We start from the raw sequence: 17,863 nt of genomic DNA on the forward strand, positions 1-17,863 counted from the left end.
TTTGAGGGCATCATTTTCCTCCCGCTCCTCTTTTGATGACGGCATAGACCCTCTTTGAGGACATCATTTTCCACCCACTCCTGTTTGGATGACGGCATAGACCCGCTTTGAGGGCATCATTTTCCACTCGCTTCACTTTTGATGACGTCATAGACCCGCTTTGAGGGCATCATTTTCACCCACTTCTCTTTTGATGTCGGCATAGAGTCCTGAAACCAAAAAAAGAGACAGACCCCTGTCCCTTCAACATGTCTAACCTTTATAATAGTGCTTATACAAATCATGGGCCCTCTTAAGGAATTCCCCTCTCCCTTGATCTTCCACCCAGAGCTCGATCAATTTGTGGACATCATCATTTTCATCTGATGACCGTTCAAACGAATGCAGCCACCTGCTGGCTTTCTCCATCTCATTGATCTGGCGGTCAATCCAATACCCTTTCAACATTTCAATATCCTTTTTTGTCAAAGAGAATTTTTCTATGTTTTCACGATGTTTCGGAAATGCTTCGTAGTTCTCCCAGCTTGGAAAGATTCCATGGTCCAGGAAGGCTTCCATATGGACTTCAACGACAGCTTTCAAAATCTTTCGTTTTGATGCCGGACCAATTGGAATCTTGATGAAACCGCCAAACAAGCTATATCTCATTGGGATCCCTTCTCCTGTTTCGAGTTTGTTTTAATCATATTCATCCAGCTGGGATTTAGTACTTGATAATGGCTCGATGACAGGAGGGACTTCATTCCCTATAAAGCAAAATTAACAACAGTCCCTTCATCCTTTTTCATACAATTGCAGGATCAAGCAGAAGCTGCTCCAGTAGAGACAATCGCATCTAAAACGGCCTCTGCTTTTCTTAGCTTCTCCACTGTTCCTTCCATATCAATCAACCCATTTACATCTGTTACCCGGTAATCCTCCAATACTGCCACTGTCATAAAATTACCGCTGCCAAACCGCTCGGGTCTCTTGAAATCCAGCCCGTATTCTTGTCCTGCTGCCACCATGGCTTTATTCCATTTATTGCGGAGAAACCTTCTCTTGGACTTATCCTCCACTCTGATCTTAAAGCAGAGTTTGTTTTCTTCGAGCTGGAAATACTGCTGGCATTCATGGTCTCTTTTCCAGTGCCACCAGAAACCTGTGAACCCGCCGCGAGCGTTGGCGACATAGCCCCAGTCTCCCTGGATGCCTCTTGCCTGCAATTCGGTATAGAATCCATGCCAGGCCAACCCTTTCCAGTTGGTCACTTCACTCTTCAAATAGCGGTTGTGAGATGCTTCTATTTTTAGAAGATGATGATAGTAATCTGTGAAAATCGTATCCCCGATGCCGGCTTGAATTCCTTTTTCCATCAGGTCCAGCATGTTTTTCCGGCTGAAATGCTTGTAGCCCGCGGCCTCTATGCTGCGGTAATTTCCTTGATTGCCGGTTTTATAAAAGATTGGAAGCTGCTTTGTGTACCCTTTCTTTTCAATTTTTTCACGGTATCTTTTCAATTGGTTTGAGTGGTCTTCGGTCCAGGTCTTGTCCTCTATTAATATCGCAAACTCGTCATTTACTATGGCCAATATGTCAAGGCCATCCACTTGTCTATTGATGATGATCGTATGAATATCTGGTATGGGAAGGTTGTGCAATCTGAAGATGTGTTCGATGAATTGAGTTCCTGCCTTGTTCAGTTCCATGTTAGCACTCTTATACGCGGGATCACCCCACTCAAGGAGCCAGCATAGAAAGGCATCCTGTGAGAGTTCGCTCGTGGCATAGGCAAAAAGGTTCGGTCTGTTCATGTTTTTCACTCCGTGGCTAAAGTTATTTTAAAAGTTTCGAAAATTCCACTTATTATATTACCAAAATATTGAAGGAAGTGCTATCTAGAAATAATAAAAAAACGCCTGTAATACAAGCGTTTCTGATTTTATATTCATCGTTTGGATGATTAAACCAATCATAGTACCCGGCCATCGCTCATTTTTATTACACGATCGGAAAATGATAGCATTTCTTCATCGTGGGTCACCATTAAAGTAGTCACATTCAAGGTTTTGGTGATCTCTTGAATTAATGTCATCACTTCTTTTGACCTTTTAGAATCCAAGCTTGCTGTAGGTTCATCTGCAAAGAGAACTTTAGGTTTATGAATAATGGCTCTGGCGATTGCCACCCTTTGTTTTTCACCGCCGGATAAGGAAGCTGGATAAGCATTTTTCCGATGTTCCATGCCTACTAATTTCAAAATTTTGTAAACTTCTTTTATTTGCACAGACTTCGTAAGTTTGGATTCAGAGACTTTCAGCATTAGAAGCAATTGTTCTTCTACCGACAAGAATGGGACTAGATGTGAAGATTGAAAGATAAAGCCGAAATGGCTTGCCCTGATGTTTCGGACTTCCCCTTCTTTCAAACTCAACAAATCTTCTCCCTCGAATTCTACTCGCCCGCATGATGCTCTTTGAAGACCTGCTGCTATGGTAAGAAGTGTACTCTTACCTGAACCGGATGCTCCTACTAGAGCAGTGACTTCTCCCTCCCTAAGCACCAGATTTATCCCTTTTAGTATATCTTCCTTCACTTCACCATTTGTAAATGTTTTTCTGATTCCTTTCATCTGCATTAATGCCATCTTTACACCTCTCCTTGTTGAATCGCTTTTAACGGCTCAATTCTTCTAATTTGCATGCCTGAAAGTGTCGCACCGATAAATCCAATCACCAGAAAGACACCCGATAATTGTAATGTGGCCGTTGTGTTCAAAGTAAAAGGCATCTCATTTGGAGCAAGAATATTAAAAATCTGGCTGAGAGCAACAGATATAACAAGTGCCGTTAACGTCACTAACAGCATTTGTATCCACATCACTCTAAACAGAGTACTGGTTTTTACACCAATTGCTTTCAAAATACCGTATAGACCTACTTTCTGGACGTTCATCATATAGAAAAAGATCGCAAAAAGCATACCGCTGATCACCACTAAAAACCACACAATCATATTTAAAGAAGTTTGCTCTGCGGTGTAACTTGGAATGGTTTTAAGAAATTCCTTTGTAGAAAAGGATTGTAAGCCTGCAAGTTCGCGGCTCGTCCCTTCCCCTGGGATAAAAATCAACTGCGTTTCTTCTCTTCCATTCATTTCTTTGTAGTCATCCAAATTTATATAAGCAACAGGTGCATGACTGAATTTCTTATTATTCACAAATCCTTTAATAATAAAATGTCCTCTATACTGATTATTCGTAAGGGTATCGCCGACCTTGAAACCTTCTTCCTCTAAAGAACTGTCCAATACCACTTCCCCTGGATTTACACTTTCAAATAACATTGAATCAGTAGAAGCAACAAAAGCAACGCTATGCTGTTTGCCCTGTTCTTCATTCAGAAAACCCAATTGGATGGAAAGGGCAACTGCATCTTGTTCTTTTCGTAGCAGCTGATCCTGCAAATCAGTTTCGATTCTCGATAGGTTATACATTTCCTCTGCATCTTCGCTCATATAAAAATTCCCTTTTGGCAAATCCTTAATCAAACCAGCATTATCTTGTGATAACCCGTTGGCCAGTCCGGTTATGATGAACGTTAAAAAACTGACAAGAAAAACAATCGAGCCTAGTATTATAAATCTAGATTTACTCTTTTTAATTTCTTTCCAAGCAATGTTCATTTCAATTCCCCCATTTTGATAAGTTGTAATTTTCTCTGAACATTCCACTTACACTCGTCCAGGCCAAACATAGCAAGAAAAGTTGGCTGCTTTTATTCATAAATACTACCTCCTGTGATGTATAACATTGTTCATTTTCCGTTGAATTCAATATACATCCGGATTATGAACGGAAGATGAATAGAAGTTTACAAAAAAAGTGCCAGCTCCTCTGCAGAGCTGACACCTTTAGTGAGAAGGCAATCTTACTGTAAAAACAGCCCCCTCATTTTCGTTACTATTAACCTGAATCTGACCCCCATGAAGTTTTACAATTTTTGCAGCGATTGATAATCCGAGTCCTGTCCCTTCTACCGTTCTTGAACGTGCCACATCTGCCCGGTAGAATCGCTCAAAAATCCGATCTGATTCGTCTGACTTGATTCCTATCCCTGTATCCTCAAAAGTGACGTTGACTGCTTCTTTATCTTTTACAATCGATATATCAATGCTCCCAAAAGGCTTATTATACTTAATAGCATTAGAGAGAAGATTATCCCAAACGGTATTGAGAAGAGAAGGGTCACCTGAAATTTCCAGATCCGGTAAGGAATAGCTGAGCATGATATTTTTCTCATTTATCATCCATTGATAATTTTGAACGAGTTCTTTCATTTGATGAGAGATATTGAATGTTTTTCTCTTTACTATATCTTCATCCCTGTCTAATGACGCCAGAAGCAGCAGCTGTTTTGTTAATGTTGAAAGCCTGGTGATTTCACCATTTATTACAGAAATATATTGCGCTTTTTCTTCAGAACCCAATGATGCATTCTGCAAAAGATTTGTGTAGCCTTTTATATTGGAAAGCGGCGATTGAATATCATGTGATATATTGGATATAAATTCTTTCCTCATTTCATCTACCTGCTCCAACTTACCTGACATATGCAAGAAGCTGCTTGACAATTCTCCCAACTCATCCTTTCTGCGGGTATCAAGTTCAACATTGAAGTTGCCCTTTGATAATGATTTAGTGGCCGCGGATAATTTGGAGATAGGCTTAACTAGATACTTCGTACTCACCAATACCAATACAATGCTTAATAAAATCGTCAGAGCCAGAAGCCATCCAAACAAAATATGCATTTCATTAAAGAGAAGATTTATATCGGGTCTGATAAATAGAGCATAGTCATTGCCACTAATTTGAAGTGGAACACCCACCGTGTTTACTAGTTCATTTGCAAAAAATCCAGTCACAAATGATTGCTGGGGAAAATGAAGAATTCCATGATAAATCTTACCGTTCAATACATCATTCTTTATATTACTCGAAAGCTCTTTATTCCTGAACGGCGCGCCATAATATGCCTCTTCTCCCGTATCATTAACCATGTATAGCTGATATCCGATTGCCGAAAGGTTTTCAAGGTAATCTTCCAATCCGAGATTAGGATGCTCTTCGGCAAATTCAGCTGCCTCGAGAGCGATTTTAGTGATTTTTTCATCGTTATAAGGTTTTAATTTTTCCTGATAATAGGCATTGGATAGTAAGAAAGAGAGAATGCCGCTTACAATCATGATGGCTATTGTCATCACAACAAATTTAACATAAAGCGACCTCATGCCCTTTTCGCCTCCAACATATATCCAACTCCGCGAACTGTCTTGATTTGCATCTCATCTGTTAGCTTAGAAAAGCGCTCTCTTAATCTTTTTACATGAACATCTACTGTCCGCTCATCCCCTTCATAATCCACACCCCAAATTTGTTCAATAAGATGATCCCGCGTGAACACTTGTGAAGGATTTGACATCAGAAAGCTCAATAATTCAAATTCCTTTAAAGGCAGAATGATTGTACGGTCTCCGATTTGGATCTCATAGCTTTTTTTGTTTACAATAATACTTTTCATACGGATAATTGAATCGTCCGGCTGCTTGTTATAACGCCTCAGAAGTGCCTTGATCCGGAATAATAATTCCTTGGTTTCAAAAGGTTTAACAAGATAATCATCGGTCCCGGATTGAAAGCCGAGTTCCTTATCTTCTATTTGATTCTTGGCTGTTAAAAGAATAACAGGGATGTCGTACGAATTTCGTATCTCTTTTGTTAAAGAGTATCCATCCATATAAGGCATCATTACATCCACAACTGCTAATTCACAGGGGTTGGCCTTTAAAACCTTCATTGCTGCCACACCATCGACAGCTTGAAAAACCTTATATCCAGCTTCAGACAAATGTACTTCTATTAAATTTAAAATATTGATATCATCATCAACAATCAAAATATTATTCATGTTGGAACTCCTATAGATTTAGTGCATTTTATATTCTCTATTACTTCCTTTAAGTTATAACGATTATTTCAGATTCCCTTCATCTAATCAATTCTTATTCACAGCACTGCAGAAAAAAGTGAAAGAATGCACACATAGACAGAAGGATATGTACCTTTATGCATTGCCTGTCCAACACCCTTGTTGTAATACTAATTAATCTCTTTTCCACTATGTCTCCTGTTCGATTTGTTTATAAAAAAAAGAGACAGAATACCTGTCCCTTTTGTCCGGCGCATATTGCTATTCAACTTTTACTAACTTCCTTTTCATTGAGGAACGAACCAATCGTTTCATATACTTCTTCTATATCACCCTTGGAATCCATCATGCTGAAGAAGTTAAAGAATCCATGGATTTGCCCCTCTTCTCTTCTAACGGTGACGGGTACCCCAGCATCTTTAAGTTTTTCCGCATACAATTCACCTTCGTCACGAAGGGGATCATATTCTGCCGTAATGATCAGCGCTGGCGGCAGGCCGCTTAGATCTTCTGCATTCATCGGGGCAGCATGCGGATGAAATGCATATTCTTCATTCTGGACATAGAGTTTACTGAACAGCCCAATGTTCTCGAGTGTCAGAAAATAGCCGCTACCATTTTCCCTGTAGGAATCATATTTTTCAGGATTGAATGAATCCGTAACAGGATATAGGAGGACCTGCTTTGAAATGGAAAAACCGCCTTTTTCTTTAGCCAGTAAACAAACGACCGTTGCTAAATTGCCTCCCGCGCTGTCCCCTGCTACTGAGAACTTTCCTGGATCTCCATTGAGCTCTTCTGCATTTTCAAATACCCATTTTGCCGCTGCGTAACAATCATGAACGGCGGCTGGGAAAGGGTTCTCAGGTGCCAGGCGATAATCGACCGCTACGACGATTTGTTGTGACGCATTCACGATCGCTCTGCAAACAGCGTCATGACTTTCTAAATCACCATACACAAAGCCCCCTCCATGAAAATAAACGAGAACTGGAAATGGCCCATCACCTTCCGGGGTATAGATTCTGATAGGAAGAAGGCTTTCCGGTCCCTGGATTGTCCGGTCTTCGACTTTGTGGACCAGCTCCACCTCCCCAAAACTTACACTCGCCCTGGAACGGATGTCTTCCAGTGTCGGTGTATACCCATCTGGATATGCAGGTACCAGGTTTTCTAAAAAATATTTCATCTTCGGATTTAATTCAGCCATGTCGTTCCCTCCATTTGATTTGAATCTATTATTCTTTTAGCTTCTAAATCATTACTTGGTACTAACTAATCCTGTATTCGTAGCCGGGGCCCCTTTTTTCCAGCGGCCAACATAATCTTTCCGTTTTAGTTTTGCTGCTTTTCTGCGGAAGGAAAATGTATAGCCAGGCCATAGTGTCGAATTTCTGCCTGTTTCATCAAGGTACCAGCTGTTACAGCCCCCAGCCGTCCACACTGTTCCTTCCGTTAACTTTTCAGTGTCATGAATGAATCGGTCCTGTGCGTCTTCGCTTGGTTCAATTGTTTTCAAGTTATTTTTTCTCATGTGTTTCACGGTTTTAAGCATGTGCTCGACCTGTGCCTCTATCATGATGATGACTGAGGTATGGCCAAGGCCAGTGTTGGGCCCTTGAAGAAGGAATAAGTTTGGAAATCCTGCCACCGTTGTACCCATATAGGCTTTGGGGCTGCCTCTCCATTCTTCCTTCAATGTATGTCCTTCACGTCCATATACATCTTTGGCGAAAGGAAACTCTGTCACCTGGAAGCCTGTACCGAAAATGATGGTATCGACCTGTATCTTTCTCCCTGTGGAGTCAATCACTGCCTCTTCCGTTACTTCCTCTATTCCGGAGGTATTCACTCCTACATTCGGCTGTGCAATGGCTGGATAATAATTGTTCGAAATCAGGATCCGCTTGCATCCGATTCGGTAATTCGGAGTCAGTTTCTCCCTCAAATCAGGGTCTTTTACCGCTTTATGCATGTGGTGTAAGGCTATACTCTGCATTGTTTTCATCCATTTGGGATTCCTGAAAGCAATCAGCCTTGCTTCCCTCTGTGCATAGATCTTCAAACGTTCCATTTTTTGACGAAGAGGCGAACGGCTGTAGGCCAGCTGCTGGTCCTCACTGATTGGTCCGTCCAGCCGCGGAACCACCCATGGCGGTGTGCGTTGAAAAACATGGAGGGTTTCAACTTCAGGCTGGATTTCAGGGATGAATTGGATGGCCGATGCACCAGTTCCCACAACGGCAATCCTCTTTCCTTTTGGATTGAATTCCTCCGGCCATGTGGCTGAATGAAATACCTCGCCTTTGAAATTCTCCATTCCTTTCAGTTTGGGGATGGAAGGGTTGCTGAGTGCACCGAATGCCCCAACGACAATTTGAGCTATGAAGGTTCCCTGATTGGTTTGAATCTTCCATTCTCCATCCTTATCAAGCCAATCCATCCTTATAACTTCATGCTGAAAGCGGATATGCTTCATCAAATCAAACTTCTCTGCACAATCCTGCAGGTATTTGTAAATCTCCGCTTGAGGTGAAAAGACCCTGCTCCAATGGGGATTAGGCGCAAATGAAAGTGAATAGAGATGGGATTCCACATCACAGGCACAGCCGGGATAACGGTTGTCCCGCCATACACCTCCGACATCGCCCTTGCGTTCAAGCAGAATGATGTCCCGTTCCCCTTCCTGCTTCAGTCTTACAGCTGCGGCAATGCCGGCAAAACCCGTACCGATGATGACAATTCTTGCTCTTGTATACACTTCGCTCTGGCTATCTTTAGGGTCCACGTTCCCCCTCTCCTTTCCTTCGAATAGGACTTTTTTAAAGAAAACGCTTTCAATCAATCTTTTACTTTATCTACAAGCGGACGAGTACTTCTCTTTATTTTATTATGAATATTCTGAAATATATATTTAAAAATTTTTAACTCCCTTTAAAAAAATTTAAACTTGAACTCTATAAAAGATGATAAGTGTTTAAATTTTCAAACTTTTTACCTGCTCAACAGTAAATTTTTGTTAAAATGGAATCATATATCCATTCCCAAAAAATATTTTATAAAGGTGTGCAGATATGAATATTGCCCAGTTTCAATATTTGATTGATGTCGCAGAGCTCGGCTCTTTTACCGATGCTGCAAAAAAGAATCATATGACCGTTCCCGCCATCAGTATTTCGATCAGCCACCTGGAAACCGAATTAGGTGTTCTGCTTTTTTCCCGTTCAAGAAAAGGTGTCACCCCTACGATTGAAGGAAAAAGAGTAATCCAACATGCCGTCTCGATATTAAAAAGAGTTGAGAAAATGAAAGATGATATTTCTCTAACGAGAGATCTCCTCCACGGAAATATAACCATTGCAACCATCCCGGGAATGGTACCGAAAATCATTGATACCACCCTTGAATTTCAAAAGAATTACCCCTACGTCAATGTTCAGATGGCTGAAGCCCCATCAAGTATCGTTGTTGATCAAGTAAAAAAAGGACTTGCTGATATAGGTTTCTTATCTGCAGGAACCGGCAGCCGGGATTCCTCCCTTACTTGGAAAACCGTCATGAAGGATGAGGCAAGACTGATTGTCAATCATCATTCGTCCTTACGGTTTTACCAGAATATCACCAAAGAGGAAATCAAGAACGAGACATTCGTTCTGTACAATGACCCCTTAATAAAGACGGTGGCCGAAAACTTATTTTTAAAAGACGGATCCAACCGCGTTGCCTTGATCACAAATAATGTTGAGGCCATCTACCAAATGGTGACCAAAGGAAATGCCATTACCATCGCAACAGAATATATCGTTGAATCATTGCCACCCCATATTAAAGATGAAATCCACACCATCTCGATCAATGAGATAAGCAGCATCCCCAACTTCCTTTGGAGAATCACCCGTAAGAATGAAGAGTTGTCAGGTGTCATTGAAACGTTTACTAACCAACTGGTAAAACAACTAGTCCCGCGTACTGAAGAATACTTGTAGTGCTCGATATCTTGAGAAACGTGCCCTTATAACAGTGGTAGGTTACATGAAGAATCGTACCATTATAAACGCTACTCTCTTGTGTAGTGGCACGTTTCCTGTAGAATCGTACCGTTAAAAACGAAACTTTTTTATGTAGTGGTACGTTTCCTAAAGAATCCTACCATTATAAATCAAACTCCCTTGTATAGTGGTACATTCAAAAGACTAATATTTTCATAATCCTAAAGATGGAAAGGAGATTAAACTATGAGTCTGCTGACTTATGAAAAAAAACGTTCTATCCAAAGCTATCTTTTCGAAAAATATATCGCAATGGGTAATATAAAAAAAGGGTTTTCCTCGATTGAAAACACCACAAAGCTGGTCAAACAAGTTGGAACCGAAAACAGTAAACCCTATAGTATGGGGCGAATCAAGCTTTCCGTCTCAGTCAAGGAAGAGATGTTTGAAGGTATGAAGGTCTTCACACTAAATGATCATCAATCTTCTAAACAGAAGGTGATTCTCTATATTCACGGCGGTGCATGGGTGAACCAGCCATTAATCTTTCATTGGAAGTTCATGGAGAAGATGGCCCAGTCAATAAATGCCAAAATCATTGCCCCAATCTACCCTAAAGTCCCTCACTTCAACTACCAGCATACATATCCAGCACTTGTGAAGTTATACACGGAAACCCTTAATTATGTAGATCGTCCGCAACAAGTCACATTAATGGGAGATTCCGCAGGAGGCAATATTGCGTTGGGGCTTGCCCAGCTGCTGAAGGAGAATGATTTGCATCAACCAAAAGATATCATTCTATTATCCGCGTGTGTGGATATGCGTCTTGATAACCCGGAAATTCCTAACTATGAAAAAGTAGACCCCATGTTGTCTGCTAAGGGAATGGAAGTCATCACGAAAAAATGGGCAGCTGATAAGGAGTTGGATGACCCGATCATCAGTCCTATCCATGGAGACTTGAGAGGCCTTGCTAAAATCACTCATTTCGTAGGAACCCATGAAGGTTTGTATCCGGACGCCATTAAATTTGAAAAAAAACTGACCAAAGATGGGATTGAACACAAAACATATGTCTACCCAAAAATGAATCACGTCTTTGTCGTCATGCCGATCCCCGAAGCAAAAGATGCCCAGCAAAAAATCATAGACATCATTAATAGCTAACTCATGGATTGCCAAGTCCAAAACCCCTTTACCACTTTAAAGCAGTGGGGGACAGTCCCCCGCTGCTTTTTTTTGAAACTTTTTCCAAAATGAACCGTATACAAATGAAAGGGGGTACATACATGTTTATCTTAAATATCCTATTTACCATTCTGCTTCTTATTGGGCTGACGGCCGCGGCTTTTGCAGTCGACTTCATTTCTACATATCTTCAAAAACGAATAAGCCCCAAATATCTGAATGTTACGGTCATCTTTCTTCTACTCCTATTGATGACAGGCGGGTCGTATGCGTTTAGTGTTCTGGGAAGCTGGAGTCTAATCGATACGTTTTTTATTTCCAGCCTTTGCTTTTTCGGTTTGGGATGGGTCACGAATATCACGAATAACGCCAGCATCAACAGACAGGGAACTATCGCCAAGTTCGTCACCAACAACGCTTATAAGCATGAATATAAGGCTGCGAGTACTTCGGGCATGAGTTTGTATTTTATCTCTAGTTTAATTTTCCTTGCAGGGAGCTGGGGTTATGCCTTTCTTATTGCTTACAATTAGAAAATGACATCCAAACTGGTAACTATATAAAAGAAAAAGACGAGTCTTTTTGTCTTTCAATATATGTGGGTACCTGCTATAAAGGTCTTCCTTAAAAGCTCCTTTTTCTTAAGTAAAAAGAACCATTAATAATCGTTTGAAGAAGATACAGGAGTCATTGAGTTAGCAATAATCGCTAGTTGTTCTAATGTAATTTTCTCTCCTCTTGATAATATAGACAACGTGTGGAATGTCTCATTATCATTTGTCCAAATAATTGTTTTGTCCTCTTCATTATCTTTCCTTATCTTCGCTTCGATGCCATTATCTAATTTAAGAGTTCCTGCTCCTTCCTCATCAATCTTATTAAGACCTTCCAAATAGGAAGTTGTAAAATGCACGACAATTTTATCAGTTTTTTCTTCAGCGGCAGATACAAAATCTATGGCTGTAAGGATTATCTCTCCATCTGAAGTTTCATCCTTATGATAGCTTGGTTCCTCTATTTCGAAAGGAAACGCGGTAGGAACTATCATTTTTTCCTGAATTTCCTGAGGCAACTCACTTACCTGGTTAAAAAAGTTCTGCGGATATTCATCAAGAGGTAACTCATAATTAGTTTGGTTCGAACAAGCTACCATCGTAAAACTTATAATTACAATTGTCAGCAGATTTTTCATGAATCATTTCCCCCTTGACCCTACTCGTCTCTTATTAGTTCGCCATTAATATCGAAAAATTTGTAATTCCGATAATCGTAACTATTACTTTTGGTTTGAGGCAGATCAACATAACTAACAGTTGCTTGATAAGGTGTAAAACTCTGCTCAATTGTTGTCCCATTTATATCTACCTGCATTTTTGCGATTTCGTTATCTGAATTGGTCACGAACATTAACTTTGAATTCCTCATAATGGTTAAGAATATACTAAATGATTCATCTTGGTGTGTTTCAATATGCTTCCATACATAATTCCCTTTTTCGTTTTTGTTGAACTCTATATATGAGGGGTTATTACCAGATAGAAAGCCTACGAGCCTAGCATCATCAAAATCATTGATTTCCAATATTTAAATTTCTTTATCGTTATAGCCATCAATTGACTTAATCACCTGAACGATTGAAACCTTATCATTTCCATATAACTTTTTTGAATGAAAGATAAAATAAGAAGACAGTAAAACCGATATTAGTACAGATATCATGATCACTATATTTTTCTTACTCATAATTCATTACCCCTTTTAAGCTGCTAACCGATTTAGTCAATAACTGTTCCTAAATAACCCAAGCCACAATCTAAGCATAATCACTGAATATCCATAAAAATACAATTAGAAGGAGTGATAAAGAATGAATATCGAAATTCCAGAGATTGCATTAAATGATGGCAACCGCATCCCAGTCATTGGATTCGGTACATACAGACTGAAGGGAAATGATGGTGCAACTGCCCTTCAGCATGCTATTAACAATGGTTACCGGCTGATTGATTCGGCTTATAATTATGAAAATGAAGGGACTGTTGGAGAAGCGATTCGACGTACATCTGTGCCCAGGGAACAATTGAAAATCACATCCAAGCTGCCCGGACGCTATCACAAATATCAGGATGCAGTAACTACAATTCAGGAATCGTTATACCGCGCAAACCTGGATTACTATGATTTGTATATCATTCATTGGCCGAACCCGAAGCAGGATCTATACCTGGAAGCATGGCAGGCATTGATTGATGCGAAAAGATGGGGATTGGTCCGCTCCATAGGAGTCAGTAATTTCCTGCCGGAACATCTGGAACGATTGGAAAAAGAAACAGGCGTCCTGCCAAGCATCAATCAGATCGAACTTCATCCATTTTTCAATCAAGAGGAACAAAGAAAGTGGCACGAGGAACAAGGTATTGTTACGGAATCCTGGAGTCCTCTCTATCGTGCTTCTGACGTTTTTGAAAACGATACGTTGAATGAGATTGCCCTGAAGCACGGGAAGAGCATTTCCCAGGTCGTCCTTCGCTGGCATTATCAGATTGGGGCAGTACCGATTCCTAAATCCTCCTCTCCTGCCCGCCAACTCGAGAATCTGTCCATTTTTGATTTCTCTTTGGATGATGGGGATATGAAGACCATTGCCAGTCTTTCCAGGCCAGACGGCCGGCTTAATGACCAGGATCCTGCTGAGTATGAGGAGTTTTAAAAAATAATGCTGTCATTCAGGAAAGGAGAGGAAAGGTTACCGCACCTTTTCTCTCCTTTTTAATTTGATTACCCCTCAACCATTTTCAAATAGGGAATCTCTTCTCCATCCACCACTGCGATATATGCCGGAGTATCGGTGTTGTATATCTTTGTTCCAACCGGCAATTTATTAGCTGTGCCATCTTTAAATTTGGATGCCTTGTCTGCCTGCGATGTTATTTCACCCAGTTCCTCCCCTAATTCATAATCCAACTCAGATACCCAGTCCAAATCCTCCGCGTTAGAATATACATGATCGCCAAGAAAAAAGATATCAGCATCCTCGTATTTCAGATAATCTTTCGGAGTGGGATTGCCGGTCGCTGGACTCATCGAAAACCCATTATTACAACCGGCGAGAAAAACAGCCAAAATACTGAGCAGCAGTAACTTTTTAGAAAGTTTCATGTTCAACCTCCCCAAAGGATTATGGAAAAAAAGAATTATAATTTGATTTCCATCTGTCTCATTTTTGTTTTTAAATTCATTGATTCATAGAATTTTATGGCGCTCTCATTAAACTCATACACCCCTAATTCCAATAAGTCTGCTTCTATATTCCTTGCGAACTCCACTATTTTTTCAAAGAATAGCTTACCCATTCCTTTTCCTCTGAATCTATTGTCGACTCCAAAATCGTTCATATAGACAACTTTCCTTGGTATGAGGATGGGTCTTTCCTCCGTATTTTTTATCGTTAAGATTGTATAGCCGATCGGTTGTGCTTCTTCCAATAAAAATACTTTTGTATTTTCTCCATCTATCAAGTTGTTGAAGTACTCCTTGTCTAAGGTGGTGTCAGCCATCCTATAATGGTCTGGTCTTTCCTTTGTATGGATTTCGTGGACTTGTTTTTGAAGTTGATGAACCGCATCATAATCATTCTTGTTGGCTTCTCTGATATGTAAATCCAATTAGTTTTCCCCCTCGGTGAAGTTCTGTTTTTCGCAAAGGCTCTATTGGCTGCTCCATAGGACCTTTAATAAATATTTTAATTCAGTTGTTCTGCAACTTCCTCTTCATATTTTTCAACTTGTTCATTATTATCATTTGTGCCATATTTCTTTTCCAGCTTTGGTTTGAGTTTTAACCAAAGAACATTCTTTTCATAGAGATCTCGGTCAAAATCGTGGTTAAGTTCTTCTATTGATAACCCTAAAGCATCTGCATATGCTTTCATCTGGGGTGAATCAACGCTATCCGGTCCTTCATTGATATAATTGTCTACTTCTGTTTCAGTTACTGAAACGCCGTAATCTTCTGTGGCAATTGATTTCCAAACTTTATCTTCTTCCATATCTTTTCTGGCTGAATCTTTAACTTGTTCATCCGTTAAATCAGTTTCATAGTATAATTTTTCTTGAGCTAAAGTTCTTATGATCCACTTAGTCAATTCCTCATCTTCGTCAAATTTATTTGCTTCCGAAACTGCCTCTTCAAATACCTTTTTATAATCGTCGTACGTGTAAGTATCCGCAATTTCCTTTTGTTCTTCATTACTTTTCATTTTTATTTCTACCTGAGCATCATCACTTGATTGGCACCCGGTAAATAAAATGATTCCCATTACAAGAGAAGCAACTGATGCGATGAATTTCATCTTCCTACCCTCCCATAATTATTTAGTGTTATTCACCATAACAAATCATTCCGTTCTGACACTATTAGATCTCCTGAACAGTTTAAAAATAAAATACGTTGCGAAAAACAAGATAACGCCCGCTTTATTAAACTGTAGATAGACCTTTAATACATCGGTGAAAGAATTTAGGGGGTAAAAACCGCTAAGAAGCAGAGTTGGAAACACCGTAACCAGCATTGCCAAATAATGAGCGATAATTTGTTTTGAAAAACTCCATTGGTTTATCTGATAAATCACACTTGTCAATCCCAGGAAAAAAGCAATAAGACCATTATAAATGAAGACAGTTGAACTATCTGATGAACCCTGCAGCTGGTGCCACAGAGAAATAATCAGCACGATAATAAATAAAATTCCACCTCTGACCAATCCCTTAAATAAAAGATTCATACATCCCTTCCCTTTCTATTAAAATATTTCGACAGTTATATTATTGTATACGATTGCTGCCTGGTAAAAGTTTCATAGAACTTGATTAACTGGCCGACCATAAAAAAAGGGCTGGCCGAAGATCAATTGGCTAATCCCGGCTGCACCCTTCTAATCTCTTCGTTCTCCATAATGATAATTATTACTTTCTCCTGGATTAGCTGAAGACGAATTCCCCTGGATATGCTTATCATTACCTCTCTTCTTTCTTCTGAAATCAATAAACCAGGCAAATAGCAAGACGAGCACAATCATGATTGGTAACCACCACATATTCTCAGCTCCTCATACATTAAGGCTAAGCTTCATAAATACGGAATTTCGCTTTAGTGATTAGACGGAAACCAACTTGTATTAGTTTCGGATTTCTCCATTTAGCACCATATACGTGAATAAATAGGAAATTACTTCACCCATTTTAATTTTCAAAGTAGTTATTGCGCATATTATCGGTAGGAGGTGATTAAGGTGGCTGACAAAAAGAAAAACCCTAACGACACCGAAGAATACAACTCATTAGAAAGCGCAGTTGATATCGACGACCGACACAATGAAAATGCAAGGGCAGCGGCAGCTCTTGAACAGGAATACCCTAGAATCAATACGGACAATCTTTAGAAGGAAGTTGTTCCATTCATTTTTCTGCACACTCAAGAACGCTTGGGCAAGCACCCAAGCGTTCTTGATTTTCAGTCTACTTTTTCTTATGAGAATTTTTGTGCGAAGAAGTTCCCGTTAGCCCATTTGGTTTATGTATGAATTGATATAGGTTCGGTATTCTTCTGTCAAAGCTTCTGGCAGTTCATCAATCTTGAAATATTGTATATCCAAAGATTCCCTTTCATCCATTTCTAAGGTCCCTTTTACGTTATTTGTCACATAAACAGCCGTTACAGAATAAAGTTCATCGCCATTTGATACTTTAAAAAAATAATCCGGTCCCGAAAATATATCTACTAATTTTAACCTGTCTATATTAAGTCCCGTCTCTTCTTTCACTTCTCTTCTTGCCGTATCTTCCAAACTTTCGCCAAGCTCCATCAGCCCTCCCGGCAACCCCCAGCCACCGTCGGTTCTATGCTGCAATAATAACTTGTTTTCCTCATTCAATATTAAAACAACGGAACCAGGTAATATAAGCGGTCTATGACCGACTAATTTTCTTAGATCTTTAACATAGTCCATATCTTTACCTCCAAAAACATCTGTGAACTTCCTCCGGAACTAGGCAGTATCCGCTGTGATCTAAAACAATAACCATTAAATACTTTAATTCTCTTTTTCCATTAGATTGTTTATCTCAGCATCATTTTTTTCTCTGTAATCCGCTATGACTTTCTTCTTGTAGTCATCCCACTTTTCACCATTGGCTGTTATTTCGTCATTAAGTTTGTTTTCGAGTAATTTTCCTTTTATAGATTCATAGGCATACTCTTTATAGTATTCTTCTACTGTCATATCCATTTCGTCCAGATAGTTTTTGAAGTTTTCGTTTTGTCCTTTCTTTGCTGTCTCAATATTGAAATCAATGACATCTTGTACTTCTTCTTCGTTGACAGACAAGTCCCGGGCTTTCGCTTCATACTTCAAGATGTATTCATCAATTAATTGTTCGATTGCGTCACCTTTTAAGTCTTCATCATTGGTTGATTGATAATAGGAGTCCAGCCTTTCCAATGATTCCATTCTTCTATCAATTCTTTCTTCCGTTAGATATTCATCCAGAGTTTCAATTCCGACGACTTCTTTTGCTGAATCTGCTGCACTACACCCTGCCAAAAAAGAAATGGTGAAGAGCAAAAAAATAATCAACTTCTTCAATAATGTCCAACCTTTCTATTGCATTTTTCAGGTGCTATTCTTAGGTTTCACGAGGGTCTTCCCTGTTCACT

Annotated in this window: 23 protein-coding genes; 5 read left to right on the forward strand and 18 right to left on the reverse strand. The window is 39.7% G+C overall.

Features of this window, described 5'->3' with window-relative positions:
- Window positions 1-10: 10 nt before the first annotated feature.
- The 9 genes from ACOJQI_RS12040 to ACOJQI_RS12080 all read right to left on the reverse strand — a co-directional run bounded on the left by ACOJQI_RS12040 (window position 11) and on the right by ACOJQI_RS12080 (window position 8,757).
- Entirely contained in the window at window positions 11-151 is a 141-nt protein-coding gene (locus ACOJQI_RS12040) for a hypothetical protein (protein WP_421378063.1), read from the reverse strand.
- A gap of 101 nt (window positions 152-252) precedes the next feature.
- On the reverse strand, window positions 253-648 hold the full coding sequence (locus tag ACOJQI_RS12045) for a hypothetical protein (protein WP_421378065.1): 396 nt from the start codon (window positions 646-648) through the stop codon (window positions 253-255).
- A gap of 152 nt (window positions 649-800) precedes the next feature.
- Window positions 801-1,793, reverse strand: a complete 993-nt coding sequence (locus ACOJQI_RS12050; protein ID WP_421378067.1) for a PD-(D/E)XK nuclease family protein — start codon at window positions 1,791-1,793, stop codon at window positions 801-803.
- A gap of 158 nt (window positions 1,794-1,951) precedes the next feature.
- Window positions 1,952-2,626: an ABC transporter ATP-binding protein gene (locus ACOJQI_RS12055; protein WP_421378069.1), complete on the reverse strand. Its 675-nt coding sequence runs from the start codon at window positions 2,624-2,626 to the stop codon at window positions 1,952-1,954.
- A gap of 2 nt (window positions 2,627-2,628) precedes the next feature.
- Complete coding sequence (locus tag ACOJQI_RS12060; RefSeq protein WP_421378071.1) at window positions 2,629-3,663, reverse strand: ABC transporter permease; 1,035 nt, start codon at window positions 3,661-3,663, stop codon at window positions 2,629-2,631.
- Window positions 3,664-3,891: 228 nt separating this feature from the next.
- On the reverse strand, window positions 3,892-5,271 hold the full coding sequence (locus ACOJQI_RS12065) for a sensor histidine kinase (protein ID WP_421378074.1): 1,380 nt from the start codon (window positions 5,269-5,271) through the stop codon (window positions 3,892-3,894).
- The gene (locus tag ACOJQI_RS12070; protein ID WP_421378076.1) at window positions 5,268-5,948 is read right to left on the reverse strand and encodes a response regulator transcription factor; all 681 of its coding nucleotides are present in this window, start codon (window positions 5,946-5,948) and stop codon (window positions 5,268-5,270) included. Before ACOJQI_RS12070 ends, ACOJQI_RS12065 begins: the two co-directional genes overlap by 4 nt.
- A gap of 286 nt (window positions 5,949-6,234) precedes the next feature.
- Window positions 6,235-7,179 carry an alpha/beta hydrolase gene (locus ACOJQI_RS12075; RefSeq protein ID WP_421378078.1) on the reverse strand — a complete coding sequence of 315 codons (945 nt, stop codon included), beginning with the start codon at window positions 7,177-7,179 and terminating at the stop codon, window positions 6,235-6,237.
- 51 nt (window positions 7,180-7,230) lie between these two features.
- Window positions 7,231-8,757, reverse strand: coding sequence for a flavin-containing monooxygenase (locus ACOJQI_RS12080; RefSeq protein WP_421378080.1), 1,527 nt, complete (start codon window positions 8,755-8,757; stop codon window positions 7,231-7,233).
- A gap of 286 nt (window positions 8,758-9,043) precedes the next feature.
- Here ACOJQI_RS12080 and ACOJQI_RS12085 point away from each other — a divergent pair, with 286 nt between their 5' ends.
- The 3 genes from ACOJQI_RS12085 (at window position 9,044) to ACOJQI_RS12095 (ending at window position 11,682) form a co-directional block, all read left to right on the forward strand.
- The gene (locus tag ACOJQI_RS12085) at window positions 9,044-9,955 is read left to right on the forward strand and encodes a LysR family transcriptional regulator (RefSeq protein ID WP_421378082.1); all 912 of its coding nucleotides are present in this window, start codon (window positions 9,044-9,046) and stop codon (window positions 9,953-9,955) included.
- A gap of 249 nt (window positions 9,956-10,204) precedes the next feature.
- Window positions 10,205-11,128: an alpha/beta hydrolase fold domain-containing protein gene (locus ACOJQI_RS12090; protein ID WP_421378084.1), complete on the forward strand. Its 924-nt coding sequence runs from the start codon at window positions 10,205-10,207 to the stop codon at window positions 11,126-11,128.
- A 122-nt stretch (window positions 11,129-11,250) separates the two neighbouring features.
- Complete coding sequence (locus ACOJQI_RS12095) at window positions 11,251-11,682, forward strand: hypothetical protein (RefSeq protein WP_421378086.1); 432 nt, start codon at window positions 11,251-11,253, stop codon at window positions 11,680-11,682.
- 125 nt (window positions 11,683-11,807) lie between these two features.
- Here the strand turns inward: ACOJQI_RS12095 and ACOJQI_RS12100 are convergent, their stop codons facing one another.
- Together ACOJQI_RS12100 and ACOJQI_RS12105 are read right to left on the reverse strand one after the other, a co-directional pair.
- Window positions 11,808-12,341: a hypothetical protein gene (locus ACOJQI_RS12100; protein ID WP_421378088.1), complete on the reverse strand. Its 534-nt coding sequence runs from the start codon at window positions 12,339-12,341 to the stop codon at window positions 11,808-11,810.
- 20 nt (window positions 12,342-12,361) lie between these two features.
- Window positions 12,362-12,730 (reverse strand): hypothetical protein, encoded by a 369-nt coding sequence (locus tag ACOJQI_RS12105; protein WP_421378090.1) that lies wholly within the window; start codon window positions 12,728-12,730, stop codon window positions 12,362-12,364.
- Between the two features lie 286 nt (window positions 12,731-13,016).
- On the opposite strand from ACOJQI_RS12105, the gene ACOJQI_RS12110 reads away from it, so the two are divergent.
- Window positions 13,017-13,859 (forward strand): aldo/keto reductase, encoded by an 843-nt coding sequence (locus ACOJQI_RS12110; RefSeq protein ID WP_421378092.1) that lies wholly within the window; start codon window positions 13,017-13,019, stop codon window positions 13,857-13,859.
- Between the two features lie 68 nt (window positions 13,860-13,927).
- Here ACOJQI_RS12110 and ACOJQI_RS12115 read toward each other — a convergent pair whose 3' ends face one another.
- The 5 genes from ACOJQI_RS12115 to ACOJQI_RS12135 form a co-directional block, all read right to left on the reverse strand.
- The gene (locus tag ACOJQI_RS12115; RefSeq protein ID WP_421378094.1) at window positions 13,928-14,308 is read right to left on the reverse strand and encodes a hypothetical protein; all 381 of its coding nucleotides are present in this window, start codon (window positions 14,306-14,308) and stop codon (window positions 13,928-13,930) included.
- A 35-nt stretch (window positions 14,309-14,343) separates the two neighbouring features.
- The gene (locus tag ACOJQI_RS12120) at window positions 14,344-14,814 is read right to left on the reverse strand and encodes a GNAT family N-acetyltransferase (RefSeq protein ID WP_421378096.1); all 471 of its coding nucleotides are present in this window, start codon (window positions 14,812-14,814) and stop codon (window positions 14,344-14,346) included.
- Between the two features lie 77 nt (window positions 14,815-14,891).
- Window positions 14,892-15,500 (reverse strand): hypothetical protein, encoded by a 609-nt coding sequence (locus tag ACOJQI_RS12125; RefSeq protein ID WP_421378098.1) that lies wholly within the window; start codon window positions 15,498-15,500, stop codon window positions 14,892-14,894.
- 45 nt (window positions 15,501-15,545) lie between these two features.
- Window positions 15,546-15,932, reverse strand: coding sequence for a DUF3021 family protein (locus ACOJQI_RS12130; RefSeq protein WP_421378100.1), 387 nt, complete (start codon window positions 15,930-15,932; stop codon window positions 15,546-15,548).
- A gap of 150 nt (window positions 15,933-16,082) precedes the next feature.
- Window positions 16,083-16,244, reverse strand: coding sequence for a hypothetical protein (locus tag ACOJQI_RS12135; RefSeq protein ID WP_421378102.1), 162 nt, complete (start codon window positions 16,242-16,244; stop codon window positions 16,083-16,085).
- A 195-nt stretch (window positions 16,245-16,439) separates the two neighbouring features.
- Here ACOJQI_RS12135 and ACOJQI_RS12140 point away from each other — a divergent pair, with 195 nt between their 5' ends.
- Window positions 16,440-16,589, forward strand: coding sequence for a hypothetical protein (locus tag ACOJQI_RS12140; protein ID WP_421378104.1), 150 nt, complete (start codon window positions 16,440-16,442; stop codon window positions 16,587-16,589).
- A 117-nt stretch (window positions 16,590-16,706) separates the two neighbouring features.
- Here the strand turns inward: ACOJQI_RS12140 and ACOJQI_RS12145 are convergent, their stop codons facing one another.
- Window positions 16,707-17,156, reverse strand: a complete 450-nt coding sequence (locus ACOJQI_RS12145; RefSeq protein WP_421378106.1) for an NUDIX hydrolase — start codon at window positions 17,154-17,156, stop codon at window positions 16,707-16,709.
- Window positions 17,157-17,240: 84 nt separating this feature from the next.
- The gene (locus tag ACOJQI_RS12150) at window positions 17,241-17,792 is read right to left on the reverse strand and encodes a SurA N-terminal domain-containing protein (RefSeq protein ID WP_421378108.1); all 552 of its coding nucleotides are present in this window, start codon (window positions 17,790-17,792) and stop codon (window positions 17,241-17,243) included.
- Window positions 17,793-17,863 lie beyond the last annotated feature (71 nt).

This window comes from Bacillus salacetis, from assembly GCF_049177075.1.
Taxonomy (GTDB): domain Bacteria; phylum Bacillota; class Bacilli; order Bacillales; family Bacillaceae_B; genus Rossellomorea; species Rossellomorea salacetis_A.

Bases quoted from the DNA above. Each gene is read 5' to 3' on its own strand.
- ACOJQI_RS12145 (WP_421378106.1), bottom strand. From the start codon at position 17,156: ATGGACTATGTTAAAGATCTAAGAAAATTAGTCGGTCATAGACCGCTT.
- ACOJQI_RS12050 (WP_421378067.1), bottom strand. From the start codon at position 1,793: ATGAACAGACCGAACCTTTTTGCCTATGCCACGAGCGAACTCTCACAG.
- ACOJQI_RS12090 (WP_421378084.1), top strand. From the start codon at position 10,205: ATGAGTCTGCTGACTTATGAAAAAAAACGTTCTATCCAAAGCTATCTT.
- ACOJQI_RS12045 (WP_421378065.1), bottom strand. From the start codon at position 648: ATGAGATATAGCTTGTTTGGCGGTTTCATCAAGATTCCAATTGGTCCG.
- ACOJQI_RS12055 (WP_421378069.1), bottom strand. From the start codon at position 2,626: ATGGCATTAATGCAGATGAAAGGAATCAGAAAAACATTTACAAATGGT.
- ACOJQI_RS12060 (WP_421378071.1), bottom strand. From the start codon at position 3,663: ATGAACATTGCTTGGAAAGAAATTAAAAAGAGTAAATCTAGATTTATA.
- ACOJQI_RS12110 (WP_421378092.1), top strand. From the start codon at position 13,017: ATGAATATCGAAATTCCAGAGATTGCATTAAATGATGGCAACCGCATC.
- ACOJQI_RS12085 (WP_421378082.1), top strand. From the start codon at position 9,044: ATGAATATTGCCCAGTTTCAATATTTGATTGATGTCGCAGAGCTCGGC.
- ACOJQI_RS12065 (WP_421378074.1), bottom strand. From the start codon at position 5,271: ATGAGGTCGCTTTATGTTAAATTTGTTGTGATGACAATAGCCATCATG.
- ACOJQI_RS12040 (WP_421378063.1), bottom strand. From the start codon at position 151: ATGACGTCATCAAAAGTGAAGCGAGTGGAAAATGATGCCCTCAAAGCG.
- ACOJQI_RS12100 (WP_421378088.1), bottom strand. From the start codon at position 12,341: ATGAAAAATCTGCTGACAATTGTAATTATAAGTTTTACGATGGTAGCT.
- ACOJQI_RS12125 (WP_421378098.1), bottom strand. From the start codon at position 15,500: ATGAAATTCATCGCATCAGTTGCTTCTCTTGTAATGGGAATCATTTTA.
- ACOJQI_RS12115 (WP_421378094.1), bottom strand. From the start codon at position 14,308: ATGAAACTTTCTAAAAAGTTACTGCTGCTCAGTATTTTGGCTGTTTTT.
- ACOJQI_RS12130 (WP_421378100.1), bottom strand. From the start codon at position 15,932: ATGAATCTTTTATTTAAGGGATTGGTCAGAGGTGGAATTTTATTTATT.
- ACOJQI_RS12070 (WP_421378076.1), bottom strand. From the start codon at position 5,948: ATGAATAATATTTTGATTGTTGATGATGATATCAATATTTTAAATTTA.
- ACOJQI_RS12075 (WP_421378078.1), bottom strand. From the start codon at position 7,179: ATGGCTGAATTAAATCCGAAGATGAAATATTTTTTAGAAAACCTGGTA.
- ACOJQI_RS12095 (WP_421378086.1), top strand. From the start codon at position 11,251: ATGTTTATCTTAAATATCCTATTTACCATTCTGCTTCTTATTGGGCTG.
- ACOJQI_RS12135 (WP_421378102.1), bottom strand. From the start codon at position 16,244: ATGTGGTGGTTACCAATCATGATTGTGCTCGTCTTGCTATTTGCCTGG.